General features: G+C 68.9%; 21 protein-coding genes. 9 read left to right on the top strand and 12 right to left on the bottom strand.

All coding sequences use genetic code 11. The annotated features are described in order from the left end of the window. The coding region (locus N802_RS17290; RefSeq protein WP_425402493.1) for an LCP family protein at positions 1 to 1,075 on the top strand (1,075 nt) is incomplete at its 5' end. Between the two features lie 90 nt (positions 1,076 to 1,165). Here the strand turns inward: N802_RS17290 and N802_RS17285 are convergent. After that, positions 1,166 to 2,341, bottom strand: a complete 1,176-nt coding sequence (locus tag N802_RS17285) for an acyl-CoA dehydrogenase family protein (RefSeq protein WP_035918778.1) — start codon at positions 2,339 to 2,341, stop codon at positions 1,166 to 1,168. A gap of 142 nt (positions 2,342 to 2,483) precedes the next feature. Here N802_RS17285 and N802_RS17280 point away from each other — a divergent pair, with 142 nt between their 5' ends. Next, the gene (locus N802_RS17280; protein WP_084072314.1) at positions 2,484 to 3,620 is read left to right on the top strand and encodes a cell wall-binding repeat-containing protein; all 1,137 of its coding nucleotides are present in this window, start codon (positions 2,484 to 2,486) and stop codon (positions 3,618 to 3,620) included. A gap of 222 nt (positions 3,621 to 3,842) precedes the next feature. On the opposite strand, the gene N802_RS17275 is transcribed toward N802_RS17280, so the two are convergent. Next, positions 3,843 to 5,621, bottom strand: a complete 1,779-nt coding sequence (locus N802_RS17275; RefSeq protein WP_035918776.1) for a heparinase II/III family protein — start codon at positions 5,619 to 5,621, stop codon at positions 3,843 to 3,845. 154 nt (positions 5,622 to 5,775) lie between these two features. Then, the gene (locus tag N802_RS17270; protein ID WP_035918774.1) at positions 5,776 to 6,792 is read right to left on the bottom strand and encodes an LLM class F420-dependent oxidoreductase; all 1,017 of its coding nucleotides are present in this window, start codon (positions 6,790 to 6,792) and stop codon (positions 5,776 to 5,778) included. A gap of 65 nt (positions 6,793 to 6,857) precedes the next feature. Between N802_RS17270 and N802_RS17265 the strand changes: the two genes are divergently transcribed. After that, positions 6,858 to 7,310 carry a CoA-binding protein gene (locus N802_RS17265; RefSeq protein ID WP_342666773.1) on the top strand — a complete coding sequence of 151 codons (453 nt, stop codon included), beginning with the start codon at positions 6,858 to 6,860 and terminating at the stop codon, positions 7,308 to 7,310. 181 nt (positions 7,311 to 7,491) lie between these two features. On the opposite strand, the gene purE is transcribed toward N802_RS17265, so the two are convergent. The 3 genes from purE to N802_RS17250 are packed head-to-tail and all read right to left on the bottom strand — an operon-like array spanning position 7,492 to position 10,135. Further along, positions 7,492 to 8,019, bottom strand: coding sequence for a 5-(carboxyamino)imidazole ribonucleotide mutase (gene purE, locus N802_RS17260; RefSeq protein ID WP_035918772.1), 528 nt, complete (start codon positions 8,017 to 8,019; stop codon positions 7,492 to 7,494). Further along, positions 8,016 to 9,188, bottom strand: coding sequence for a 5-(carboxyamino)imidazole ribonucleotide synthase (locus N802_RS17255; protein WP_035918768.1), 1,173 nt, complete (start codon positions 9,186 to 9,188; stop codon positions 8,016 to 8,018). Before N802_RS17255 ends, purE begins: the two co-directional genes overlap by 4 nt. Beyond that, positions 9,185 to 10,135 carry a glycosyltransferase gene (locus tag N802_RS17250; protein ID WP_035918766.1) on the bottom strand — a complete coding sequence of 317 codons (951 nt, stop codon included), beginning with the start codon at positions 10,133 to 10,135 and terminating at the stop codon, positions 9,185 to 9,187. Before N802_RS17250 ends, N802_RS17255 begins: the two co-directional genes overlap by 4 nt. Positions 10,136 to 10,233: 98 nt before the next feature. Between N802_RS17250 and N802_RS17245 the strand changes: the two genes are divergently transcribed. Next, the gene (locus N802_RS17245; RefSeq protein WP_035918763.1) at positions 10,234 to 12,942 is read left to right on the top strand and encodes a YfhO family protein; all 2,709 of its coding nucleotides are present in this window, start codon (positions 10,234 to 10,236) and stop codon (positions 12,940 to 12,942) included. Beyond that, positions 12,939 to 13,454, top strand: coding sequence for a GtrA family protein (locus N802_RS17240; RefSeq protein ID WP_052110109.1), 516 nt, complete (start codon positions 12,939 to 12,941; stop codon positions 13,452 to 13,454). Before N802_RS17245 ends, N802_RS17240 begins: the two co-directional genes overlap by 4 nt. A gap of 194 nt (positions 13,455 to 13,648) precedes the next feature. Here the strand turns inward: N802_RS17240 and N802_RS17235 are convergent, their stop codons facing one another. From N802_RS17235 to N802_RS17220, 4 genes are read right to left on the bottom strand one after another with little or no spacing between them, the layout of a single operon-like run. Further along, positions 13,649 to 14,665, bottom strand: a complete 1,017-nt coding sequence (locus N802_RS17235; protein WP_035918760.1) for a sensor histidine kinase — start codon at positions 14,663 to 14,665, stop codon at positions 13,649 to 13,651. 6 nt (positions 14,666 to 14,671) lie between these two features. Beyond that, positions 14,672 to 15,349 carry a response regulator transcription factor gene (locus N802_RS17230; RefSeq protein ID WP_035918757.1) on the bottom strand — a complete coding sequence of 226 codons (678 nt, stop codon included), beginning with the start codon at positions 15,347 to 15,349 and terminating at the stop codon, positions 14,672 to 14,674. Positions 15,350 to 15,377: 28 nt separating this feature from the next. Next, positions 15,378 to 16,448 (bottom strand): adenylate/guanylate cyclase domain-containing protein, encoded by a 1,071-nt coding sequence (locus N802_RS17225; protein WP_052110108.1) that lies wholly within the window; start codon positions 16,446 to 16,448, stop codon positions 15,378 to 15,380. A gap of 51 nt (positions 16,449 to 16,499) precedes the next feature. Continuing rightward, on the bottom strand, positions 16,500 to 17,261 hold the full coding sequence (locus N802_RS17220; protein WP_035918754.1) for a biotin--[acetyl-CoA-carboxylase] ligase: 762 nt from the start codon (positions 17,259 to 17,261) through the stop codon (positions 16,500 to 16,502). A 24-nt stretch (positions 17,262 to 17,285) separates the two neighbouring features. Here N802_RS17220 and N802_RS17215 point away from each other — a divergent pair, with 24 nt between their 5' ends. Next, positions 17,286 to 18,926: an acyl-CoA carboxylase subunit beta gene (locus tag N802_RS17215; RefSeq protein ID WP_052110106.1), complete on the top strand. Its 1,641-nt coding sequence runs from the start codon at positions 17,286 to 17,288 to the stop codon at positions 18,924 to 18,926. Further along, entirely contained in the window at positions 18,926 to 19,174 is a 249-nt protein-coding gene (locus N802_RS17210) for an acyl-CoA carboxylase epsilon subunit (protein WP_052110105.1), read from the top strand. Before N802_RS17215 ends, N802_RS17210 begins: the two co-directional genes overlap by 1 nt. 144 nt (positions 19,175 to 19,318) lie before the next feature. Here the strand turns inward: N802_RS17210 and N802_RS17205 are convergent, their stop codons facing one another. Then, positions 19,319 to 19,978: an MOSC domain-containing protein gene (locus tag N802_RS17205; RefSeq protein WP_035918751.1), complete on the bottom strand. Its 660-nt coding sequence runs from the start codon at positions 19,976 to 19,978 to the stop codon at positions 19,319 to 19,321. A 68-nt stretch (positions 19,979 to 20,046) separates the two neighbouring features. On the opposite strand from N802_RS17205, the gene N802_RS17200 reads away from it, so the two are divergent. Together N802_RS17200 and N802_RS17195 are read left to right on the top strand one after the other, a co-directional pair. Further along, entirely contained in the window at positions 20,047 to 20,934 is an 888-nt protein-coding gene (locus N802_RS17200) for an endonuclease domain-containing protein (protein WP_035918747.1), read from the top strand. A 318-nt stretch (positions 20,935 to 21,252) separates the two neighbouring features. Next, entirely contained in the window at positions 21,253 to 22,989 is a 1,737-nt protein-coding gene (locus N802_RS17195; protein WP_035918803.1) for a DUF885 domain-containing protein, read from the top strand. Between the two features lie 206 nt (positions 22,990 to 23,195). Here N802_RS17195 and N802_RS17190 read toward each other — a convergent pair whose 3' ends face one another. Further along, on the bottom strand, positions 23,196 to 24,473 hold the full coding sequence (locus N802_RS17190) for a lipase family protein (RefSeq protein WP_035918745.1): 1,278 nt from the start codon (positions 24,471 to 24,473) through the stop codon (positions 23,196 to 23,198). Positions 24,474 to 24,575: the final 102 nt, after the last annotated feature.

Genomic DNA, 24,575 nt, shown 5'->3' with positions numbered 1-24,575 from the left:
CCCGCGCCGCCCGGTTGAGCCTGCCGGGGCCGCTCGTCGTCCGGGTCCGCCGCGTGGTGGGCGCCCCGCTCCCGCCCGACGGCCCACCGGTCCGCCGCGCCGTCGACGTCTCTGGCGACTCATCCCCCTGCTGGTCCTGCTGTGGCTGGCGTTCCTCGTCATCACGCCGTTCCACGCATGGAGCACCGTGTCCCGCGTCGACGACGTTCCCTCGGGCGACCGCCCCGCGGAGACGCCCGGCAACACCTATCTCCTCGTGGGCTCGGACGGCCGGGACGACCTGACGCGCGCGGAGCGCGACGAGCTCGGCACGGGGCAGGCCGAGGGTCGTCGCACCGACTCGATCATGCTCGTGCACGTTCCGGGCGGCGGCGGCAAGTCCGTCATCATCTCGATCCCGCGCGACTCCTATGTCCCCATCCCCGGGGAGGGCAGCAACAAGGTCAACGCGGCCTACGCCATCGGTGGCCCGGAGCTCCTCGTCGCGACGCTCGAGCAGACGACGGGTCTCCGCATCGACGGCTACCTCGAGATTGGCTTCGGCGGCTTCGCCAAGGTCGTCAACAGCCTCGGCGGCGTCAACATCTGCGTGCCGTTCGACATGGACGACGAGAAGGCGCACATCAACCTCAAGAAGGGCTGCCAGGTCCTCGACGGCAAGAACGCCCTCGGTTTCGTGCGCTCGCGCATGGTCGACCCGCGCGGCGACATCGGCCGCGCCGAGCGGCAGCGGCAGTTCCTCGGCGCGATCATGAAGGGCGCAGCAACTCCGTCCACGGTCCTCAACCCGTTCCGCTACTGGTCGTTCACGCACACCGCGGCCGGGGCAGTCGGCGTCGGCGAGGACACGTCCATGAGGGACTCCGCCAACATCCTGCTCGCCCTGCGCGGAGCCAGCGACGACTCGACGCTCAGCCTCACCGTCCCGATAGAGAGCACCGCCTACCAGACGCGCAACGGCATCGCGGTGAAGTGGGACACCGAGCGAGCCCAGGCCCTCTTCACGATGCTCCGGGAGGACCAGCCGCTCGAGGCCCCGCCCGCCGGCACCGACGGCAAGCCCAGCCAGGGCTAGGGCTCTCCAGACGCCCCACGAACGACAAAGGTATGCCGGCCGCTCACGTGAGCGGCCGGCATACCTTTGCGTTGTTGTTGTCCCTGCGGGTCAGCCCTTGAGGAGCTGGCGCGCCATGACGATGCGCTGCACCTGGTTGGTGCCTTCGTAGATCTGGGTGATCTTGGCGTCCCGCATCATCCGCTCGAGGGGGAAGTCGCGGGTGTAGCCCGCACCACCGAGGAGCTGGACTGCGTCGGTGGTGACCTTCATGGCGACGTCGGAGGCGAAGCACTTGGCTGCGGCGCCGAAGAAGGAGAGGTCGGCGTCGCCGCGCTCGGACTTCGCGGCCGCGACGTAGACCATCTGGCGTGCGGCCTCGAGCTCCATCGCCATGTCGGCGAGCATGAATTGGATGCCCTGGAAGTCGGCGATGTGCTTGCCGAACTGCTTGCGCTCCTTGACGTAGGCCGTGGCCTGCTCGAGGGCGCCCTGCGCGATGCCGACGGCCTGCGCACCAATGGTGACGCGGGTGTGGTCGAGCGTGCGCAGGGCGATCTTGAGGCCCTCACCGGGCGCGCCGACGATGCGGTCGCCGGGGATGCGGACGTTGTCGAAGTGCAGCTCACGCGTGGGGCTGCCCTTGATGCCGAGCTTGCGCTCCTTCTCACCGAAGGTGAAGCCCTCGTCGGACTTCTCGACGACGAAGGCGCTGATGTTGTTGCCGCGGGCGCCGTCGGGGTCGGTGACGGCGAGGACGGTGTAGTACTCCGACTCCCCCGCGTTGGTGATCCACGACTTCTGGCCGTTGAGGATCCAGTCGTCGCCGTCGGCCTTCGCGCGGCACTTCATGCCCGCCGTGTCGGACCCGGCCTCACGCTCCGACAGGCCGTAGGAGAAACCGGCCTCGCCACGCGCCAGCGGCGGGAGGTACTTGCGCTTGATCTCCTCGGACCCGCCGAGGATGACCGGCATCGAGCCGAGCTTGTTGACCGCGGGGATGAGCGAGGAGCTCGCGCAGACCCGCGCAACCTCCTCGATGACGATGCAGGTCGCCAGGGCGTCGGCGCCGACACCGTCGTACTCCTCGGCCACGTGCGGCGCGAAGAAGTCGGAGGCGACGAGGGCGTCGTGCGCTTCCTGGGGGTAGCGCGCCTCCTCGTCGACCGCCGCGGCGAACGGGGCGATCTTGGCCTCGGCCACGTCACGCACGGCCTCGCGGATCGCCTCGTGGTCCTCGTTGATCGTGAAGAGGGGGAAGTCTGTGTTTTTTGCGTTCGCGCTCACGCGTGGATCGTACCCATCGGCCCATTGGTTTCCCCGACCCGTCCATCTGGGGCGCAATAGGGGGATATCCTACCGGCGCCCGGGCCTCACTGGCTGGGACCAACGGCCCTCACCCAGGGCCACATACTGATCGGGGATCACCATGTTTTCTGCCCGTTCAGCGGTGTCCGTCGCCGCTGTCGTCTGCATGGCCGCCACGGGGCTCGCAGCCCCGTCCGCGATGGCCGCCGCAGAGCCCAACAAGTCCACCACCGTCGATGCCCTGCTCGACACCACCGACCGCCAGAAGCGCGCCGACGCTGCACGCCCGGGGGCCAAGGCGCGTGCCAGCGCGGCCGCAGCCGCCGTCGCGCCGACGCTCGACCGCATCGCCGGCCAGACCCGCTACCTCACGCCGGTGGAGATCTCCAAGGTCCACTTCCCAAACGGCACGTTCGAGGACGGCGCGCCGGTCGACATCGTCACGGTCGCCTCGGGCACCAACTTCCCGGACGCGCTCGCCGGCGGACCCTTCGCCGCAGGCCTCGGCCCGCTGCTCCTCGTCCCCGCCTCGGGCACGATCCCGGCCGGCGTCGTCGCCGAGATCAACCGCCTGAGCCCTGAGGGCATCGTCATCCTCGGTGGCCTCGGTGCCGTGAACGCCGGGGTCGAGGCGCAGCTCGCCAACCTGGCCCCCGTGGCGCGCATCGCCGGCGGTAGCCGCTACGACACCGCGGCGCAGATCGCCCAGCAGACGAGCATCGACCTCGGCGGTGCGACGGATGTCGTGCTCTCGTCGGGTGAGGGCTTCGCCGACGCCCTCGGCGGCGGCGCCGCTGCCGCAAACCTGGGCGGCGTGCTCATGCTGACCCGCAACGCCACTCTCCCCACGGAGACGCGGGACGCCCTCGTCGAGATCGCCCCGACGAACATCCAGATCCTGGGTGGCCCGCTCGTCGTGTCGGACGCCGTGCTCAACGCCGTCAAGGCCGCCGTTCCCGGCGCGACCGTGACCCGCGTCTTCGGCACCTCGCGCGCCGACACCGCGGCCGAGCTGTCGGAGGCGACCTTCCCGCAGGGTTCCAGCGAGGTCTTCCTGACCCACGGCTGGAACTACCCGGACGCCCTCGCAGCGGCCCCGCTCGCGTGGTACTACCAGGCATCCGTCCTCCTGACGCGTCCGAACTGCGCGCCGGCCGGCACGGTCGCCGAGGACACCCGTCTGGCGCCGACGTTCCGCACCGCAATCGGTGGCCCGCTCGCGGTCTCCGACGCTGCGCTGCAGATGACGCCTTGCTGATCGGCTGAACTGAACTCACACAGTTCAACGACAAGGGCCCCACTCCTCAAGGAGTGGGGCCCTTGTCGTGAGAGGAGTGGGGCCTTTGTCGTGAACCCAGGCGGACGCCTCGCGCAGCTCGGCTGTCGCTGAACCAGTTCAACCACCAGGGCCCCACTCCTCGTGCGAGGTGTGGGGCCCTGGTGGTGGGTGCCGGTGTTGCCGGCCGGGTGACGCTGGGACTCAGCGACCGCCGACCAGGCGCGGCTTCTTGTCACGCGTGCCGAAGACCTGGAACGTCATGGTCGACGTGCCGCCTGCGGGGTACATGATCAGCTGCGGTGCCTGGATCCGCTGACCGGTCTGCGGGAACTGCCAGCCGAGGACCGGGTTGGTCGAACCCTTGAACTCGCGCATCGGGTAGCTCGCCTTGACCACGAGGAGCCGGCCCTGCGGGTCGGAGTAGCCCATCGTCTTGCCGTCAGGCGCGGTGTACATGCGCTTCCAGCGCGAGTCGAGGTGCGCGGTCGTGGTGGAGACACCACTCGTGGTGTCGCTCAGCGTGACCTTCTTGGTGCCGGCGTCGATCTTCCAGTTGCGCGTGTGCGCGATGCCGTACTGCGAGTCCGACGTCGTGACACCGTGGATGCTGCCGGACGAGGACCGTGCCGTGACGTTGACCCCGGCCGACGGGACGAAGTTCCGGTTCCGGACGATGTTGACCGAGTGCCCGATCGGGGACTTGGCGAACGTCTGGTAGATGCCCGGGTCGTAGCTGAACGTGCCCGGGTCGATGAGCACGGGCGCTCCGGCGGCCCACCACACGAGGGAGGTCCGCTCCTCCTGGCCGTGCAGTCGACGCGGCGGACCGTAGCGGAGGAGATACATGCTCGTGTTCGGGTCGGTCCAGGACCAGCGACCGGTGAGGACACCGGCCTGGTCGTCGCGGAACGAGCCGGAGGGCTGCGCCGTGCGCGTGAACGCCGTGGGAAGTCCGTCACCGAAGGGGACGAGCTTGCCGTTGGGCGAGGTGAGGTGCGACAGGGCGGCATTGGCCGTGCGGACGTAGGCCCTGATGTTGCCAGCGGCCGTCCGCATCTCCTGCTCGGGGTACGTCGCGAGGAGGTCGCCGATGTCGCTCCACATCGCCTTGTTGAAGTGGTGGTAGGCCGCCGACTGCTCGAAGGTCAGTCCACCCTTGGTCCACACGCCGCCGGAGTCGCGCACGAGGCGGTTCGCGGCGAAGATCCGCCAGTCGGACCGGTTGAGCAGGTCTGCGGAGTCGATGAGGGCGAGGTTCGCCATTGCGCCGTGGTTGTGCGGGGAGTGGTTCGGCAGGCCGTAGTAGCGGGCGGGGTCCATGTTCATCTTGGCCGCGGCCTCGATGGCCGGCTTGAGGCGGGCGTCGCCGCCACTCGCGCGGTAGAGGCAGTTGAGGGCCTCGGTGCGGCGCAGGTTGGTGCCTTCGTCCCAGCCGTTGAGGCTGTTGCCACGGTCAGGGTTGACGACGTGGAAGTTGGCGGCAGCCTTGATGAGGGCGTCCATGCCCGCGGTGTCGCCGGAGGCGAGGAACTGCGGTGCGAGCTCGCTCGCCCAGTAGAAGCCCTTGAAGTAGAGGTTCCACACGGGAGCGCTGGTGGGCGGCGACGTGTACCAGCTCGTCGGCATGGAGCCGATCGTCCACGTGGCGCTGTGCCCGACGATGGAGATCTTCGTCGAGGCGCCCGTGCCGGTCTTGGAGTCGATGACGCGGAGCTTGGCGCAACCCGTGGTGTCGACAGCAGCAGCCATCGTCTGGTCGGCGGCCTCGATGCCCATCTTGGCGGCCTTGGCCGGGGTCATCCCCGGGACTTCGTCGACCTTGTCCGCGCTGGCGCGCGCCTTCGCCATGGCCTTCTTGGGCGACGGCAGCGGGTTGTTGCGGTCAGCCGCAACAGGCCCAGCCAGGCCCGCGATCGCCACTGCGCTGGTGAGCAGAACGGCAGCACCGCGGCGGGCGCCACGGAGTCTGGTGGTGAGCATGTGAATTTCTCCCCTTGGATGTGACACCAGCCAGAGCGGTCAAGTGCCGACCAGCATGCTACCGCCATTGGCAACCCGCAGGGCGCTGCGCGACGGGCTTTCACCAGAACGGCTCACGTCCGCGGGGGTCCGAACGGGTGGCCCTGAGCACGCCTCAGCGCAGGGCAGGGATGACCTCGCGCTCGAACAACTCGACTCCCGAGAGGTCGTAGGCCGACTCGATGAAGTTCGTGATCGCGTAGGTCATGCCGAGGTCCTGGAGGTCGGCGAGCGCCTCGGCCACCTGCTCCGGGGTGCCGACCGCAGGCCCCTCGCGGTACATCGTCAGGTGCCGCTGGACCCCCTCCTCCGGCACGCCCGCCCCGCGCAGGTGGTTCTCGACCCAGCGGAAGCGCTCCTCGACCTCACGCTCGTCGCGACCGATGAAGACGTTGAAGTTCGACGAACGGGTGATGGTGTCGAAGTCCCTCCCGACGTCGGCGCAGTGCTCCTTGAGGACCTGGCTCTTGTGGGCGAAGACGTCGGGCTGCCCGATGAAGTTCGTGTAGTCGGCGTACTCGGCGGCGATGCGCAGGGTCTTGCGCTCACCGCCGCCGGCGACCCACATCGGGATGCCGCTGCGTTCGGATCCCTCGAAGGCCGTGCCCTGCAAAGGCCGCGGGAAGCAGAGGGCGCCGTCGACCTGGTAGTGCTCCCCGGCATACGTCGCGGTTCCGGTCGTCCACAGCTGACGGAAGATCTCGACGCCCTCGCGCAGTCGCGCGAGGCGCTCCCCGGCACCGGGGAAGCCGTAGCCGTAGGCGCGCCACTCGTGTTCGTACCACCCCGCGCCGATGCCCATCTCGAGTCGGCCCTCGGAGATGACGTCGACGGTGGCCGCGACCTTGGCGAGGTAGGCCGGGTTGCGATAGCTCATGCAGGTGCACATCTGCCCGATCCGGACCCGGCCGGTGACGCCCGCGAACGCCGCCATGAGCGACCACGCCTCATGGACCGCCTCGTCCGTCGGGTGGGGCACCGGGTGGAAGTGGTCGTAGACCCAGATCGACTCCCAATCCCGTATGCCGTCCGCTCGCCTCGCGAGGCCGGCCATCACACCCCAGTGCTGGTCCGGCTCGATGCCGACGAGATCGTGACGCCAACCCTGGGGAATGAAGAGTCCGAATCGCATGGCCCCACCCAACCGTGTGCCCCACCTCCCCGCAAGGGACCACCCCGCGGAGCATGATGGGCACCATGACGCTTCGCCACCGCAACGACCCCGATCTCGTCCGCGAACTCCTCAACGACCCCGGCACCTGGGTCGTGGTGGGTCTCAGCACGAACAAGAAGCGACCGGCACACGGCGTGTCGCACTGGCTCAAGCACGAACTGCACAAGGGCATCATTCCGGTGCACCCCAAGGCCGAGACGGTCCACGGACAGCAGGGCTACGCCACGCTGGCCGACATCCCCGACCAGGACGTCAAGGTCATCGACTGCTTCGTCAACTCCAGCCACGTGGGTGCCGTCGTCGACCAGGCGATCGAGCACAAGGACCGCCTGAAGATCGACGCGATCTGGATGCAGATCGACGTCGTCGACGAAGCGGCGGCCGAGCGCGCCCGCAAGGCCGGGATCGACGTCGTCATGGACACGTGTCCCCGCACCGAGTGGCCGCGGGTCAGGGGCGAGGGTTCAGCCCGGTAGCCGAGCCGGTAGTCGAGAACGCCCACGCGCCCGTACCGAACTCACCCAATTGGACGGTTGGGCACACACCCTGCGTCCCGAACTCACCCAATTGGACGGTTCCGCACGCTCCGTACCGAACTCACCCAATTGGACGGTTGGGCACACACACCCTGCGTTCCGAACTCACCGAATTCCTCGGTTAGGCCCGGCGGTCCCTGAGGGCCTGGCCCTTGGCGTGGGCCTCGTCGCGCAGGCTGGTCCGGAACTCCCCCATCGCTGCCCTGATCCGCGCCGCTTCTTCGCCGTCGCCCGCGCCGAGGATTCGAGCGGCGAGGAGACCGGCGTTGCGTGCGCCCCCGACCGACACGGTTGCGACCGGCACACCGCCGGGCATCTGGACGATCGAGAGCAGGGAGTCCATGCCGTCGAGATACTTCAGGGGCACGGGCACACCGATCACGGGCAGCGACGTCACCGACGCGAGCATGCCCGGGAGGTGCGCGGCCCCGCCCGCGCCGGCGATGATGACGCGCAGCCCGCGCTCCTCGGCCTGCTGGCCGTAGGCGATCATCTCGTCGGGCATGCGGTGCGCCGACACGACGTCGACCTCGTGGGCGATGCCGAAGTCATCGAGTGCCTTCGACGCGGCCTCCATCACGGGCCAGTCGCTGTCGCTGCCCATGACGACGCCGACGACCGCGCCAGCCGCGTTCTCTCGCAGGGTCATTCCGTCACTGCTCCCTCGATGTAGTCGGCCGCGTGCCGCGCCCGCTCGCGCAGGTCGGCGAGGTCGTCGCCGCTCACGTTGACGTGCCCGATCTTGCGTCCGGGACGCACACCCTTTCCGTAGAGGTGCGCCTTGATCTCGGGGTCACGTGCCATGACGTGACGGTATGCCGGATAGAGCTCCGGGTGGTCGCCGCCCAGGATGTTGCCCATCACCGTCCACCGGTGCCGTGGCTTGGGCGATCCGAGTGGCAGGTCGAGGACGGCACGGAGGTGCTGCTCGAACTGACCCGTGACGGCACCGTCCATCGACCAGTGGCCGCTGTTGTGCGGACGCATCGCGAGTTCGTTGACCACGAACTCTCCCCCGGGGAGCTCGAACAGCTCGACGGCGAGCACGCCGGTGACGCCGAGCTCTCCGGCGATCCGCAGGCCGGCCTCCGTGGCCCGGGCCGCCGTGTCGGTGTCGAGGTCAGCTGCCGGGGCGATGACCTCCGTGCAGATGCCGTCGGTCTGGACGGTCTCGACCACCGGCCAGGCCGCGGCCTGACCGGACGGGCTGCGGGCCAGGAGGACGGCGAGCTCCCGCGTGAAGGGAACCTTCTCCTCGAGCAGCAGTGGCGAGTCCTCCGCAGCGGCGCGCTCGAGCCAGTCCGCGAGGTCGTCGGCCGACGCGACAACCCGAACGCCCTTGCCGTCGTAGCCACCACGCGGTGTCTTGGCGATGACGGGCCAGCCGACGTCGTCGCCGAAGGCGGTGACATCTGCGGCCGTGCGCGCCTCGGCCCAGCGCGGGCACGGGATCCCGAGGGCGGTGAGGCGCTCGCGCATGGCGAGCTTGTCCTGCGCGAAGACCAGCGCCTCGGGTGTCGGGTGCATCGGGACGCCCGAGGCCGCGAGCGCCGACAGCACCTCGGCCGGCACGTGTTCGTGATCGAAGGTGACGACATCGCACTCCGCGGCGAAGGCCAGGACGGCGTCGACATCCGTGTGGTCACCCACCGGGGCGGACGGGATGACGAGCGCCGCGCTGGCGTCTGGTGCCTCGGCGAGGACGCTCAGCGTGATTCCGAGCTCGGCGGCGGGTCCGGCGCACATACGAGCGAGCTGGCCGCCCCCGATGATGCCGACGACCGGGAACCCGCCCGGGGCACGACGTGGCGCGCTCACCGGCGGGCGTCCAGAACCCACCCCGGCGCGGGGAGCCTCAGGTAGGACAAGCGAGCGTTCTCCTCACGGGCGTGTCGGATCGCGTCGAGGACGTATCCGAGGGCGAAGGTCAGGACGGCGATGGTCATGATCGCCGTTGCGAGGATGGCCGTCGGGAACCGTGGGACCAGTCCGGTGCGAAGGTATTCGCTGATGACCGGGATGGCGAGCACGATGCTCACGAGGGCAAGGATCCCAGCGAGGACTCCGTGGAAGAGCCCGGGCCGCTCGACCCTGGTCACGCGCAGGATCCAGTTGAGGATCTTCCATCCGTCGCGATAGGTGCGCAGCTTGCTCTCACTCCCGTCGGGACGGTCCTTGAAGCCGACGGGTACCTCGGCCACGGGGATCCGCAGGTGCAGCGAGTGGATCGTCAGCTCCGTCTCCACCTCGAACTCCCGGGACAGCGCGGGGAAGGACTTGACGTAGCGACGCGAGAAGGCACGATAACCACTGAGCATGTCCGTGAAACTCCGGCCGAAGAGCGCGCCGACAACCCCGGTCAGCGCCTTGTTGCCGGTGGCGTGTCCTGCCCTGTAGGCCGTCGTCGACTCCTGGACGCGCACGCCGACGACGTGGTCGAGGTGGTTCTCGAGCAGGGTCTTGACGAGCTGGGGCGCGGCCGCCGCGTCATAGGTGTTGTCCCCATCGATCATGAGATAGACGTCGGCCTCGATGTCCCCGAAGGCTCGTCGGACGACGTTGCCCTTGCCCCGGCGCATCTCCGTGCGGACCACCGCTCCAGCAGCCGCGGCCACCTCACGGGTGCCATCGCTCGAGTTGTTGTCGTAGACGTAGATCGTCGCCGTGGGCAGTGCCGCCCGGAGATCCTCCACGACGGTGCCGATGGCCGCTTCCTCGTTGAAACACGGCACGATGACCGCGATCGTCGGCTCCGTGATGTGCATGGGTTCCTTTCGCCCCTCGTCCGGAAATCCTTTCCGGCCGGGCACAGCCTAACGGCAGCGATGTGTACCCTGACGCTGGCGGCGACGAGGGGGTATTGATGGCAGCGACGGGTTCGCTCGACAAGGTCGCTGACCACCCAGACGTCGCAGAAGATCGCTGGACCCACTCCTTCCGCCGCTCGTTGACCCGCGCGTGGGATCGGTCCACCGGTCTGCGGATGTGGCTTCTGCCCGCCCTCGCCGCGGCCGTCCTCGCGGGCGCGACAGCTGTGGCGACGAGCGCCCTGAGAGGCACCTATCCCTTCGGGGAACGCTCCCGGAACACGCGAGACCTCGGGCAGCAGTTCATTCCAATGCTCACCTACGCTCGAGATGTCGCCACCGGCGACGCCCACGGGGACTTCTTCTTCAACTGGCAGTCCGGGCACGGCGTCCCTGCCATCGGGGACGCCCTCGCCTACATCGGCACCGCTCTCTCGTGGGTCACCCTGCTCTTCCCTCGGGATCGCATCGACGTCGCCGCCCTCGCCATGTTCGTCCTGGCCATCGGGGTCGCCGCCGGACTCATGACCACGCTGCTCCGTCGCCTGCGCCCTGAAGGGCCGATCTGGCTGGCCATCGCCGGCGGTGTCGCCTACGGTACCTGCGCCTGGGCCGTCGAGACCGGGCACATGATCGTCTGGCTCGGCGGCATGATGGCCCTGCCCGCGCTCTTCCTCGTGGCCGACTGGGTGGCTGCCCGTCGAGGCTGGGTCCCGCTCGTGGTCGGCACCCCGCTCGTGACGGTCGCCTGGACGGCTCACTTCTACACGGCATACATGGCCACGATCGCGACAGCGATCTTCATCGTCGTCCGCCTCCTCACCGTGGGCGAGCGGACTCTGTGGGACCGGATCCTGGGCCTCGTGCGCACGGGAGTCGTCTTCGTGACCGGCATCGCGCTCGCGGCGCCTCTCCTCGTCCCGACCTATCGGCTGATCGAGGCGTCCACACCCAGCCCAACGGTGACGCTCACGCCGCTGGGGTGGGACACCTTCCTCGCCAGACTGTTGCCGGGCACGGCTGGTGTCGCGAGCACGCCCGGCATCGCGGTCGGCGTGTTGTGCCTCGTCCTCGCCCTCACCGCCCTCTTCAACTCCCGGCTCCGACTGGTCGAACGAGTCGCGTGGCCCGTCACCGTCGCCCTGGTCCTGTTCTCGATGCAGGTGCCGTCGACGCATCTCGTCTGGCACGCGTTCGACACCCCTGACGGCAACCCCTACCGCCAGGCGTTCGTGGCGTGCGCCTTCCTCGTCATCACCGCGTGGCTGTCCGGGTCCGCCGGGGTCGGCCTGCCCGCACTCAGGGTCGCCGGGGCCCTCGTGGCCGCCCTGTGGTGGTGGGCACGCGGGGAGCCCGTCATGACGCCCGCGACGACCCCGCTGACCCTCACCTCCTTGGGAGTCGTCGTCGCGGGGCTGGTTGCCCTGGCCCTGTGGCGACGGCGCGCGTCCAGCAATGGGGAGAGCGGCGCGGAGGTGGGCGCGTCCCGCCGACGCGGCGCCCTGGTGGCAGGTCTCCTCGGCATGCTCCTGCTCGCAGGAACCGTCGCCGAGACAACCGCCGCACAGGTGGCGATCGACGCCCGACGCTTCGACGACCTCGGCGCCGGGGACATGCGGCTGGGCCTGCGGACTCACGTGCGCGATCTCGTCCTGGAGGCCAATGCGTGGCCCGAGGTGCGGACCGCGCCGGGGTCATCCGTGTCGCTGAACGACCCGATGCTCCTCGGCGGCGAGGGCAGTGAGTTCTACTCGAGCACGATCCAGTCGACCAACACCGAGGTGCACGCTCGGCTCGGTTGGGGATTCAGCGCCTACGGTCGTTCGCTCATCGACCCCGCATCCCCCGTGACCGACGCCATCTTCGCGACGCGCGCCCGGGCGGCGAACCTCCCCAACCAAGTGCGGCCGCGTCTCCGGACGGAGGTGGTCCCACCCCTCGTCACGGTGCGGCCCCCGACCTCTCGGCCGTCGACGAAGTCGTCGGCATGGGGTGCGCACGAACGCGCCCTCGGCGCGGACCTCTACGACATCCCGAACCCCGAGTTCACCGTCTTCGGCGTCACCCTGGCCAAGCGCGACGAGAACTACCAGGTGCGGTCGAGCGCCCCTGCGGGGAGCACGCCCTCGGGGATCTTCACCATGACCGTCGCGTGCCAGCCGGGGAGCCGCGTGTTGCTCTTCGCGCCCGAGCTCGTGGCCGACTACGTCGTCGACGGGACCCCCGGACAGGCGCTGCCGCCCAATGCCAAGCGGCCCGGGAAGTTCCATGCGGGGGCCATGCGGACGCTCGGAGTGGTCGGTCCCACGGGTCGGTTCGCCGCCCACTTCTCGATGACCGTGACCTCCACCAACCTCGACCTCGACCCGGTGGCCTGCCTTCGACCCGGTGCCCTCGACTCCGCAGTCGGAGCGTTGCGTCTCGCCGGTGCCGCCGACATCACGGCCACCGGCCACACGGTGGGCTTCTCCGTCCCGACCGCGACCGCCCCCCGCTCGGCCGTCCTGTCCACGCCACTCGTCCCCGGCTGGTCGTGCCGCGGGCCGGTCACCGACGCGACCCCGCAGTCGTTCGAGGGTCTGACCGCCGTGCCCCTGAGTGGCGACGCGGGCCGGGTCACCTGTTCCTACCGCCCTCCGGGAATGCGTCTGGGCCTGCTCATCGCGGGGGCGGCGGGCATCGGTTGGCTCCTCTTCGTCGGCGGCAGCGTGCTGCTGAACCGTCGGCGTCACTCACGGCAGCTGACCGCTAGGCTCAGCCGGTGACGTCCACGACGCCCGGGCCGGGCCTCATCGCGCGGCTCCGTGGAGCCATCGATGTCCTCTATCGGGAGATCATCAAGTTCGGCGTCATCGGGGTCCTCGCGTTCGTCGTCGACATGGGCGTCTTCAACGTCCTGCGCCACACGGTCCTCGAGGACAAGCCCACGGCCGCCACGATCATCTCGGCGGCGGCCGCGACGGCGTTCGCGTGGGTCGGCAACCGGTCGTGGACCTTCCGCCACCGTCGCAACCGTCCGGCCCACCACGAGGCGGCACTGTTCGCGGCGACCAACGGCGTCGCGCTCGTCATCCAGGCCCTGGCCATCGCCTTCACGAACTATGTCCTCGAGTTCGACTCGCTCACCGCGGACAACGTCACCAAGGTCGTGGCGATCGGGCTCGGGACGCTGTTCCGGTTCTGGGCCTACCGGCGCTTCGTGTTCGCCGGCGAGCCCATCGACGTGGACCAGTCACCCCTGTCCGACCTCCTCAAGCAGGACGACAAGAACACCTGATCGGCTTCCCGCCGTACCGAACTCACCCAATTGGACGGTTCGGCACACCAGCAGTCCGTATGCCGCCCGCCCACCTCTCGTCCCGAACTCACCGAATTCCTCGGTTCGGGACACGACCAGCCGGTATGCCGTCCGCCCACCTCCCGTACCGAACTCACCCAATTGGACGGCTGGGACGCGACCATCGCCTCGAGTCAGTCGGCTTCGGACAGGAAGACCGCGAAGACGGCGGGCTGGGTGCTCACCAGTTCGAGACGCCCGCCGTTGTCCTCGGCGAGGTCACGCGCGAGGGAGAGCCCGAGCCCGGACCCCGACGACGAGACCGACCGCTCGAAGATGTGCGGGGCGATCGCCGTGTCCACCCCCGCACCCTCGTCGCCGAACTCGATGATGATCGAGGGGCCTGCCCGTCGAGCAGCGATGTCGACCGTCCCGCGGCCATGGGCGAGGGCGTTCTCGACAAGGGTGGACAGGATCTGGGCGAGGGCAACGGGCGTGGCACGCACGCGCAGGTCGCGCTCCCCGTGGATCCGCATGCTTCGCTTCGTCGCCGCGAACGCCGGCTGCCATTCGCGCTGGAGCTGGGCCAGGACCGCGTCGAGGGACACACTCGGCCTCGTCGGGTCGCTGACCCTCGTGCGCCCCATGAGGTCGTCGACGACCTTGCTCAACCGCTCCACCTGGTCGATCGCGACCTGAGCCTCCTCCTGCACGACGCCGAGGTCGTCGGTGGAGGCGATCTCGTCGAGGCGCATGAGCAGTGCGGTGAGCGGTGTCCGCAACTGGTGCGAGGCGTCGGCGGCGAAGTCCCGCTCGGCGGCCAGGTTGCGCGTCACCTGATTCGCACTGCGGGAGAGGACGTCACTGATCCGGTCCAGCTCACCGATTCCGGAGTCCAGGGGCATGAAGCGGGACTCCCCTGCCCCGAGCCGCTCGGCCCGGGCGGCGAGTTCGGTCAATGGGTCACCGATCGCCCGGGCTCGCCGCTGGGCCACGACGTAGCCCGCAGCGAGGCCGAGCAGAGAGAGCAGGAGAACCAGACCGGTCAGGATGAGGACCCCTCGGAGCCCCGTCGTCGCGTGCACGAGATTCTCCCGCCGCTCGGCCGGAAGCAGGGCGACGACGAGTCCCATGATGAGCAGCGGCACACCGAGAATGGCCAGCGTGACCCCCACGGCCGCGAGCGTGGACTTCACCAGGAGCCGACGCATCTGGCGTCATTCCCCCGTGGGATCGAAGCGGAAGCCCACGCCCCGGATGGTCGTGATGTAGCGCGGCTGATTCGCGTCATCGCCGAGCTTCCGGCGCAGCACCGAGATGTGCATGTCGAGCGTCTTGGTGGAGCCGTACCACGCGGTCTCCCACACCTCGCGCATCAGCTGCTCGCGCGAGATGACCTTGCCCGTGTTGCGGGCCAGGACCCGGAGCAGTTCGTACTCCTTGGTCGTGAGCTGGATCTCCTGGTCATGGAGGAAGACACGTCGCGACTCGGTGTCGACGCGGATGTCGACCGCGTCGGTCGTCGGTGCGTCGGGAATCCCGCGGCGGAGCAACGCCCGAGCCCGAGCCAACAGCTCAGCCAAGCGGAACGGCTTGGTCACGTAGTCATCGGCGCCGGCATCGAGACCGACGACCGTGTCGACCTCATCTGCACGGGCGGTGAGCACGAGCACCGGCACGGTGTGGCCCTCGCCGCGCAGCCGCCGGCAGACCTCGAGTCCGTCCATCGTGGGCAGGCCCAGATCGAGGACGACGAGGTCGGGGTTGTCGCGGGCAGCCTCGAGAGCCTCGCGCCCGTCGGCCCGCACCTCGACGTCGTATCCCTCGCGGCGCAGGGCCCGGGCGAGCGGCTCGGAGATGGCCGGGTCGTCCTCGGCGAGCAGCACGCGGGTCATGCGGCGACTGTAGTCGGGGAAGGCCCGGTCACGCGTGCCGATCCCAGGGACGTTCCCGGCGTACGCCGGTGGAGCGGGCCAGCTCGAACGGGGTGATGCTGCCGATCCCCCGGAGGTGACGTCGGCGCTGCTCGGTCATCGTGAATCCCGACATGGTGCCGAGTGCCCGCGCCATCTCGTCGGAGACGAACACGGTCCCCGGCGGCGTCACCGCGGTGAGCCGACTCGCGCGGTTGACGGTCGTCCCGAAGACGTCGCCGAGGCGGCTGATGACCTTGCCGTGGGCCATACCGACGCGCACGTCCGGCAGCAACGGGTCCTCCGCCATGGCGTCCACCAGATCGAGCCCGATGGCGGCGGCCGCGGCGGCGTCGACGTGCACGAAGAGCACTTCGTCGCCCACGGTCTTGATGATCCGGCCTCCGTGCGACGCGACGACATCGCTGGCCAGTTCCTCGAAGCGTTGGACGAGCGTCGCGAGCTGCCGCTCGGTCATGCGGCGCACGAGCGACGTGAAGTTCACGAGGTCGGCGAACCCCACGACACGCAGCGGCGCGCTCGCGTCGTGGTCGGTGTCTCGAGCGTCCGCCAGCATGCGCGTGATCGCCGAGGTGAGGTGACGTCGCCAGACATAGATCATGAGCGGCTCGAGCTGGTCCACGAGGTCCACGAGCTCGCTGGCCGTGGCCTCCGCGACACCGCGGTCGGGCACCGCGCGGGCATCCTTCTCGCCGAGTTCGGCTTCCTGCTCCGCGGGCGTGAGGTACTCCGCCATGAGCTGCGTCTGCCACACCGCCAGCCGGTCCGAGGTCCGGGCGAACGCTCGGGCCATCGACAGGACGAGATCCTCGTCGAGGTCGTTGTCGCGGATGAGGTCAGCGACGCGAATGAGCGCACCCAGGTCGCCCTCGGTGAACATCACCTCTTCGTCGTCGACGATCTGGAAGCCCAGGGCGTGCCAGAGCTTGCGCGCCGACTGCACCGACACCGACGCCTCACGACTGATCTCACGCCGACCCATCGTCGCGGGACGACCGAGAAGGCGCTCCTCGATCACGGCCTCGAAGTCGCTGGGGCCATCAGTCGGACGATCGGGCACGGGCAGCCTCCTCGGTGCTCACGCGGTGCGTGATGTCAGATGGGACAGATGTCAGCGGACATGGACGACGTCCCCGGCCGCCACCGCACGGGGGCCGCTGTCCGTCGTCAGGCACAGTCTGCCGTCTGCGTCGACGTCGGTGGCGACTCCGCGCACCTCACCCTGAGGAAGGTGTGCGACAACGGTGCGACCCAGCGTGCCGCAGGCGGCAGCGTAGGCGGTGCGGACGGCATACGGATCGTTGTCCAGACTGCGCAACAGCGTTCCGAGAGAGACAAGGTATGCCGTGAGCACACCTTCTCGGCTCACTCCCGATGCGCCGGCGAGACGGAGCGACGTGGCGGTGTCGACCGGCAGGTCGCCGCGCTCCTGGTCGGTGTTGACGCCGGTGCCGACGACGACGCCGGTGGGGGTGAGCTCGGCGAGGATTCCGGCGAGTTTGCGGTCGTCGTCGGCGGGGACGAGGAGGTCGTTGGGCCACTTGAGGGTGACCTCGACGCCGCTCACCTCCGTGACGGCGGTGCGCAGGGCGAGGCCGACGACGAGGGGTACCCAGCCGAGCGGGGCGCGGGTCGGCCGCGGCACGAGCACGCTCGCCGCGATGCTCAGTCCGGGCGTCGTCGTCCATGCGCGATCGAGGCGTCCGCGGCCCGCGCGCTGCTCCTCGGCCGTGACGACGCGCCACAGCCGGGGGTCCCTCACGAGGACGGCGTTGGTCGAGTCGACGCTGTCGAGCACCTCCACCGGCAGCCACGGCGGGCCGGGTGTGATGAGAGACGCATCCATGGGGCGAGAGGCGGCAGGTCGGGTCACGAGGTCAAGGCTAGAGTCGCCCTCATGGCTCAGACGGACATCCAGCCCACTGGCGGCACCGACCTCCCCGCCGCGGACACGGGCATCGACATCCACACCACCGCCGGCAAGCTCGCCGACCTCAAGCGCCGCGTTGGCGAGGTCGCGCACGCCGGCTCCGAGCGGGCGATCGAGAAGCAGCACGCGCGCGGCAAGAAGACCGCCCGTGAGCGCCTCGAGATGCTCCTCGACGAGGGCTCGTTCGTCGAGATGGACAAGTACGCTCGCCACCGCTCGGTCGCGTTCGGTCAGGACGCGAACCGGCCCTACGGCGATGGCGTCGTCACGGGCTACGGCACGGTCGACGGGCGGACCATTGCGGTCTTCGCACAGGACTTCACGGTCTTCGGTGGCTCGTTGGGTGAGGTCTTCGGCGAGAAGATCACCAAGGTCATGGACTTCGCGATGAAGGTCGGCTGCCCCGTGGTCGGGCTCAACGACTCCGGTGGCGCGCGCATCCAGGAGGGTGTCGTGTCGTTGGGTCTCTATGGCGAAATCTTCCGCCGCAACGTCCACGCCTCCGGTGTGATCCCGCAGATCTCGCTGATCATGGGGCCGTGCGCTGGCGGCGCGGTGTATTCGCCGGCCGTCACCGACTTCACCGTCATGGTCGACCAGACCTCGCACATGTTCATCACCGGGCCCGACGTCATCAAGACCGTCACGGGTGAGGACGTGGGCTTCGAGGAGCTCGGCGGTGCCAGGACGCACAACTCCAAGTCCGGGGTCGCGCACTACATGGGGACCGACGAGGAGGACGCCGTCGAGTACGTCAAGGCGCTGCTGTCCTACCTGCCCTCCAACAACATGGAGGAGCCGCCGTCGTTCGGTGACGAGGAGCTGTCGCTCGAGGTGACCGACGAGGACCGCTTCCTCGACACGATCATCCCGGACTCCCCCAACCAGCCCTACGACATGCACCAGGTCATCGAGGCCGTCGTCGACGACGGTGACTTCCTCGAGGTGTCGCCGCTCTTCGCGCCCAACATGGTGGTCGGGTTCGCGCGGATCGAGGGTCGCTCGGTCGGCGTCGTCGCCAACAACCCGATGCAGTTCGCCGGAACGCTCGACATCGACGCGTCCGAGAAGGCTGCGCGCTTCGTGCGCACGTGCGACGCGTTCAACGTGCCCGTGCTGACGTTCGTGGACGTGCCGGGCTTCCTCCCGGGCACCGACCAGGAGTGGGACGGCATCATCCGCCGCGGCGCCAAGCTCATCTACGCCTATGCGGAGGCGACGGTTCCGCTGGTCACCGTGATCACGCGCAAGGCCTATGGCGGCGCCTACGACGTCATGGGCTCCAAGCACCTCGGCGCCGACATCAACCTCGCGTGGCCCACGGCCCAGATCGCGGTCATGGGTGCGCAGGGTGCGGTCAACATCCTCTATCGCAAGCAGCTCGCCGCGGCGGCCGAGAAGGGTGAGGACGTCGAGGCCGCGCGCTCTGCGTTCATCACCGAGTACGAAGACACACTGGCCAACCCCTATGTCGCAGCCGAGCGCGGCTATATCGACACGGTCATCACGCCGTCTAACACGCGGATGAACGTCACCAAGGCGCTGCGGGCGCTGCGCACCAAGCGCGAGACCCTTCCGCCCAAGAAGCACGGAAACATCCCGCTCTGATGGCTGACGACGTCGAGGTCGAAGGCGCGAATTCGGTTGCTGCGCAGGCGATCGAGGTCATCGGTGACGCCACGCCCGAGCAGGTCGCGGCACTCGTCGCGGTCCTGTCGGCAGCGTCGGGTGGCGTGGACGAAGAGGTGACGGTCCGGCATACGTCGCCGTGGTCGGCGCCAGCTGGCTTGGTGCGCCGTGCGGTGGCGCCGGGCCCGCGCGCTGCCGGCACCTGGCAACGCTCCCTCCGCGCCTAACTCGCCCAACTCGCCCGCTGTACCGAACTCACCCAATTGGACGGTTACGCACGGATCGGCAGGAATGCCGTCCGCCCACCTCCCGTACCGAACTCACCCAATTGGACGGTTACGCACGGATCGGCAGGAATGCCGTCCGCCCGCCTACGAATCCCAGCGCGCCAGCTTCGCCTCGAGCTTGACGTGCTCGCTGGCGGGCATCACCCGGCGGGCAAGAACCTCACGAGCAAGGTCTCGATCACCCATCCAGGCGCGGAACACCTCGGGCACCGTGAGCCCGTGACCGGGGCGCCACTCCACCTGAATCGGGTCGCCGGGCCGGATCGTCCCCGGCTGGGCCACGGCGAGATAGGCACCAGTGCGCCCGCGCCCCGTGAACGCCTTGACCCAACCCGGCACCCCCATGTGCTTCGCGAACGTCGCGCACGGAACCCGAGGCGCCGTCACCGTGAGCACGACGGAACTCCCGATGCGCCACTGCTCGCCCACCACCGACGCGTCGACGTCGAAGCCCGCCGTCGTGAGGTTCTCCCCGAAGGCGCCCGGCTGGAGATCCCGACCAAGATCGACAGACCACCAGTCCAACTCTTCGCGCGCGACGGCATACACGGCTTGGGTCGTTCCGCCGTGGTGACGGAGGTCGACGACCGCGTCACCCTCGACGCCACTCGCGCCCGTTCCCTTCGGGCCGGGGTCGAACACCGTGATCTCGTCGACCGGACGCTTGTCGATCCCGCTGTCCAGCCCCTTCGAGAGGCCGGACTTGGGTCGTCCGACGTTGACCGAATACACGCGCGCAGCCATGGGCCCGATCCTAGGAGGCCTGTGGATAACCGAGATCGCGTATGCCGTGTTGTCGCCAGAGTGTGTCCATGTCCGATTTCGATCCCTTCCGCCCCTTTCTCACGAACTGGGCCCACTCGTCGGGTGTGACCACACGAGAACTTGCCGGGCCGGCATACCGGCAGCTCTTCCGGGGTGTGCACATCCATGCGAGCGTTCCCGACACGTTGGTGGTGCGATGCCGCGCCGCGATCCTGCGGGCGCCCGCGAAGGGACTTCTGAGTCACGACACCGCAGCACAGCTATGGGTCCCTTCTTGGCCGAGAAGCAGCGACGTGAACCTCGCCTACAGCCGCGACGTTCGGAGCATGGGCGATGGGCTGCGCTGCCACCGATTCACCTATCCCATGGAGCGCTGGACACGACACGGACTGCCCGTGACCGGTCCGGCGCAGACCTTCATCCACCTCGCTGTCCGTCTGGATCTCGTCGACTTGGTGTGTTTTGGTGACCGTCTGGTGGCACGCGGGGCCATCAGCCCTGAGGAGTTGGTGCAGGCGACGCTGGCGTGGCAGGGCCACGGTCGTAGGGCCTCGATCGCCGCAGCTCGTCTGGTGCGCGAACGCTCGGAGTCCGTGCCCGAGACGCAGTCTCGCCTGCTCATGGTGCTCGCCGGCATCTCCGAGCCCACGTGCAACCACCCCTATCTGGTGGGCGGCATCGAGCGCTATCGCCTGGACCTGGCGTGGCCCGAGTTCAAGGTGGCACTTGAGTACGACGGGCGGTGGCACGACAAGCCCGAACAGCGGGCGAAGGACGAGATCCGACGCAAGGAGATGCGCGATGCCGGCTGGATCATCATCGTGATCCGCGCCGAGCACCTTTACGACGACCCAGCCGGGGTCGTTCGCGACGTGTCCGACGCCTTGCGTTCGAGGGGCTGTGTCGTCAGCACGAGTCTCAACTACCAGCGCTAGTTCCAGCCTCGGGGGCTGATTGCTTGAGCACCCAAACCGTCCAATTGGGTGAGTTCCGTACGCGGGTGGGCGGACGGCATGGCCACCCGCTTCCGTCCCCAGCCGTCCAATTGGGTGAGTTCGGTACAGGAGGTGGGCGGACGGCATACCGGCTGGCCGACCCGTTCCGTCCCCAGCCGTCCAATTGGGTGAGTTCGGTACGGCCCGTGGGCGGACGGCATACCCGCTGGGCAACCCGCTCGCCCCTCAACCGCACAATTGGGTGGGACCGATGAGCAGGGCGCGGGTAGCGTCCGGTGGGTGACTGACTCCCCCACCATGACTGACGTATCCCCGGCGGCCGACTCCTCCCCCGCACCTGCTTCCCCGCGTACGCCCACGGCCCCGCGCACCCCCACGGCCGTCGACGCCATCGCCGAACGACACTTCGACGCCGCCATGCAGCACAGCCCGATCGATGCGACGTATCTCGGTGTCGACGTGCGACAGGACGAGCTCGACGACTTCTCCCCCGACGGCTACCGTGCCCGCGCCGATCTCGCCCGCGCGACCCTGGCAGCGCTCGAGACGGCCGAACCGGTCGACGACATCGACCGAGTCACCATCGCCGCGATGCGCGAGCGCCTGCAACTCGACATCGACATCCACGAGGCCGGGGTCGACATGGGCGACGTCAACGTCCTCGCCTCGCCTATGCAGTCCGTGCGCGACGTGTTCGACCTCATGCCGACCGACACCGCGGAGCAGTGGGCCACGATCACCCGCCGGCTTCGCGCACTCCCCACAGCCCTCGAGCAATGGCGCACCTCGCTGCTCGTCACGGCCGACAACGGCCACGTCTCCGCCAAGCGTCAGTTCGAGTCCTGCATGAAGCAGTGCGACGACCTCGTCGGCGAGGACGGGTTCTTCGCGACGTTCGCCGCAGGAGCCCGCACCGCGGACGGTGCCGAGCTCCCCGAGTCGGCGCAGGCCCAGCTCTCCGAAGCGGCCCTGGGCGCCGCCGCCGCCTACGCAGCCCTCAAGACCTTCTTCGGCACAGAACTCCTTCACCGCGCTCCCAGCGAGGACGCCGTCGGCCGTGAGCGCTACCAACTCGCGAGTCGCCTCTTCCTTGGCGCGACCGTGGACCTCGAGGAGACCTACGCCTGGGGACAGCAGGAGACGGCGCGTATCGCGGCGGAGATGCAACGCACGGCCGAGCGCATCGTCCCGGGCGGAAGCGTGAAGGACGCCATCAAGGCTCTCGGCGAGGATCCGACATACCAGCTGCACGGCACCGACGCGCTCCAGCAGTGGATGCAGACCAAGGCCGACGAGGTCATGGATCTGCTCGGTGGCACCCACTTCGACATCCCCGACCCGGTCCGCACCATCGAGTGCAGGATCGCCCCGACCCACACGGGCGGCATCTACTACACCGGCCCCAGCGAGGACTTCAGCCGCCCGGGCCGCATGTGGTGGTCGGTCCCCAAGGGGGTCGAGACCTTCGGCACGTGGGCCGAGCTGAGCACCGTCTATCACGAGGGTGTCCCGGGGCATCACCTCCAGGTCGCGCAGACGACCTATCGCGCCGAACTGCTCAACCGCTGGCGCCGGATGCTCTGCTGGGTCAGCGGTCACGGTGAGGGCTGGGCCCTCTACGCGGAGCGCCTGATGGTCGAGCTCGGCTATATGGACGACCCCGGCAACTACTTGGGCTTCCTGGACGCGCAGTCGCTGCGGGCCGCCCGCGTCGTCCTCGACATCGGGATCCACTGCGGCTTCGAGGCGCCGGCCGAGGTCGGCGGTGGCGAGTGGACCTATGACAAGGCCTGGCAGTACCTCTCCGCCCACTGCAACAACGACGAGGCGACCCGGCGGTTCGAGCTCGACCGCTACCTCGGGTGGCCGGGACAGGCCCCGAGCTACAAGATCGGTGAGCGGATCTGGATGCAGTTGCGCGATGAATCCGCTGCGAGAGAGGGCGATTCGTTCGACGCCAAGGCCTTCCACCGGCGCGCCCTCGACATCGGCTCGGTCGGCCTGGACGTCCTGGCTGAAGCCTTGCGTCCCTAACCGTCCAATTGGGTGAGTTCGGTACGCGCCTGTCCAATTGGGTGAGTTCGGTACGCGCCTGTCCAATTGGGTGAGTTCGGTACGCGCCTGTCCAATTGGGTGAGTTCGGGACGGACCGCTCAAGGAAACACACACAACGACGAGGTATGCCGTCCGCGCAACGTGCGCGGACGGCATACCTCGTCGTGTGGTTCAGACCCGAAGGGTCACCAGATCGTCCAGCAGTTGCTCAGCTGCGGAAGTCCGGCGAAGCGGGCCTCGAAGAAGGCGTAGCTGTCGGACGAGGACGGGAGCGCGCCGCCGATGTGCGTCGGGCCGACGTTGGTCGTCAGGCGGATGTTGCCGCCCTTGCCACACCAGTCCTTCGCGAGCTGCCGACCGACGGCGTAGGGGATGGCGTCGTCGAGCAAGGAGTGCGACACCAGCACCGGTGCGCTGGGCTTGATTCGCCCGATGCGGTTCTCCGCGACGATCGACTTGAACGGCTCGACCGTGAGGTAGGAGAGGACCGACTGCCCGTTCAGCGTGAGCTTCGAGGAGTCCTGGAACGCCGCCTTCGGCAGGTCGACCGTGCAGTGGTTCTCCGTGGCGACCGCCACCTGCGTGCCCGCGTCGTTGAGGTAGTCATCCATGTCGATGCCGTAGCCGGAGGCCAGACCCAGGAGTGCGAAGTTGAGGAACTCCGAGTAGACGCTTCCGTCGAGGTTCTTGACGACAGCGGCAAGGTCGGCCGGGACCGCACCGGCGACCGTTCCCTTGACCTTGAGTTCCGGAGCGTAGGTGCTCGCCAGCTCTGCGGCCGATGCTGCTGCACCTCCGCCCTGCGAGTAGCCGTAGATACCAACGGGGGTGCTCGCCGTCAGGGTCGTGCCGGAGCGCTTGAGCGCAGCCCGGGCCATGTCGAGGACGGCCTGCCCCTGGACGACGCGGTTCATGTAGGTGTGCGTCCCCGGGGTGCCAAGGCCCTGGTAGTCGGTGAAGGCGACGGCATACCCACGGTTGATGAGGCCCTGGATGAAGAGGATCTCGTACATCGTCAGGCCCTCCGCGAGCCCGCGGGACGGGGCGCACTTGTCGCCGATGCCCATCGTCCCGGACGCGAAGCTGATGAGCGGACGAGCACTGAGGCCGACGTAGCCGGCCTTGGGCTCGAAGACCGTGCCGGTCACGGCGATGGGACGGCCGAGCCGGTCCTTGGACGCGTACATCATCCGAGTGGCCGAGACCGAGAGGCTGGACAGGCCCAGCGGGTCGAGGAACTGGGTGGCGGGCTCCGTGCGGATGACCGCACCGGACGCTACGGGCAGGTTCGCGGGCGGCTCGTAGAAGGCAGGGCGCGCCGGCTCCGCGACTCCGGTCACCGTCGTGGCGCCGGCGGTGCCCGGGACATTGTCGGGACCGGCGGAGGCCGGTGCTGCGATGGCGGCCGTGAGGCCGAGGGCAACGATCGGGACGAACGCCCGACGGAACATGCGTGACGTCATTGTCAGCCTTTGGTTCGGTGTGATGGGACACAACGGTGGGCCGAAACTACCGGCCAGTAACAGGGGGTGGCAAGACCTACGGCGCCGTAAGTTTCTGACGAG

The organism is Knoellia sinensis KCTC 19936 (assembly GCF_000768705.1).
Lineage (GTDB): Bacteria > Actinomycetota > Actinomycetes > Actinomycetales > Dermatophilaceae > Knoellia > Knoellia sinensis.
This window is presented reverse-complemented; position numbering and strand designations above follow the sequence as displayed.

Bases quoted from the DNA above. Each gene is read 5' to 3' on its own strand.
- N802_RS17210 (WP_052110105.1), top strand. From the start codon at position 18,926: ATGGCTGACGACGTCGAGGTCGAAGGCGCGAATTCGGTTGCTGCGCAG.
- N802_RS17190 (WP_035918745.1), bottom strand. From the start codon at position 24,473: ATGACGTCACGCATGTTCCGTCGGGCGTTCGTCCCGATCGTTGCCCTC.
- N802_RS17265 (WP_342666773.1), top strand. From the start codon at position 6,858: ATGACGCTTCGCCACCGCAACGACCCCGATCTCGTCCGCGAACTCCTC.
- N802_RS17215 (WP_052110106.1), top strand. From the start codon at position 17,286: ATGGCTCAGACGGACATCCAGCCCACTGGCGGCACCGACCTCCCCGCC.
- N802_RS17205 (WP_035918751.1), bottom strand. From the start codon at position 19,978: ATGGCTGCGCGCGTGTATTCGGTCAACGTCGGACGACCCAAGTCCGGC.
- N802_RS17235 (WP_035918760.1), bottom strand. From the start codon at position 14,665: ATGCGTCGGCTCCTGGTGAAGTCCACGCTCGCGGCCGTGGGGGTCACG.
- N802_RS17250 (WP_035918766.1), bottom strand. From the start codon at position 10,135: ATGCACATCACGGAGCCGACGATCGCGGTCATCGTGCCGTGTTTCAAC.
- N802_RS17195 (WP_035918803.1), top strand. From the start codon at position 21,253: ATGACTGACGTATCCCCGGCGGCCGACTCCTCCCCCGCACCTGCTTCC.
- N802_RS17245 (WP_035918763.1), top strand. From the start codon at position 10,234: ATGGCAGCGACGGGTTCGCTCGACAAGGTCGCTGACCACCCAGACGTC.
- N802_RS17200 (WP_035918747.1), top strand. From the start codon at position 20,047: ATGTCCGATTTCGATCCCTTCCGCCCCTTTCTCACGAACTGGGCCCAC.
- N802_RS17275 (WP_035918776.1), bottom strand. From the start codon at position 5,621: ATGCTCACCACCAGACTCCGTGGCGCCCGCCGCGGTGCTGCCGTTCTG.
- N802_RS17230 (WP_035918757.1), bottom strand. From the start codon at position 15,349: ATGACCCGCGTGCTGCTCGCCGAGGACGACCCGGCCATCTCCGAGCCG.
- purE (WP_035918772.1), bottom strand. From the start codon at position 8,019: ATGACCCTGCGAGAGAACGCGGCTGGCGCGGTCGTCGGCGTCGTCATG.
- N802_RS17280 (WP_084072314.1), top strand. From the start codon at position 2,484: ATGTTTTCTGCCCGTTCAGCGGTGTCCGTCGCCGCTGTCGTCTGCATG.
- N802_RS17270 (WP_035918774.1), bottom strand. From the start codon at position 6,792: ATGCGATTCGGACTCTTCATTCCCCAGGGTTGGCGTCACGATCTCGTC.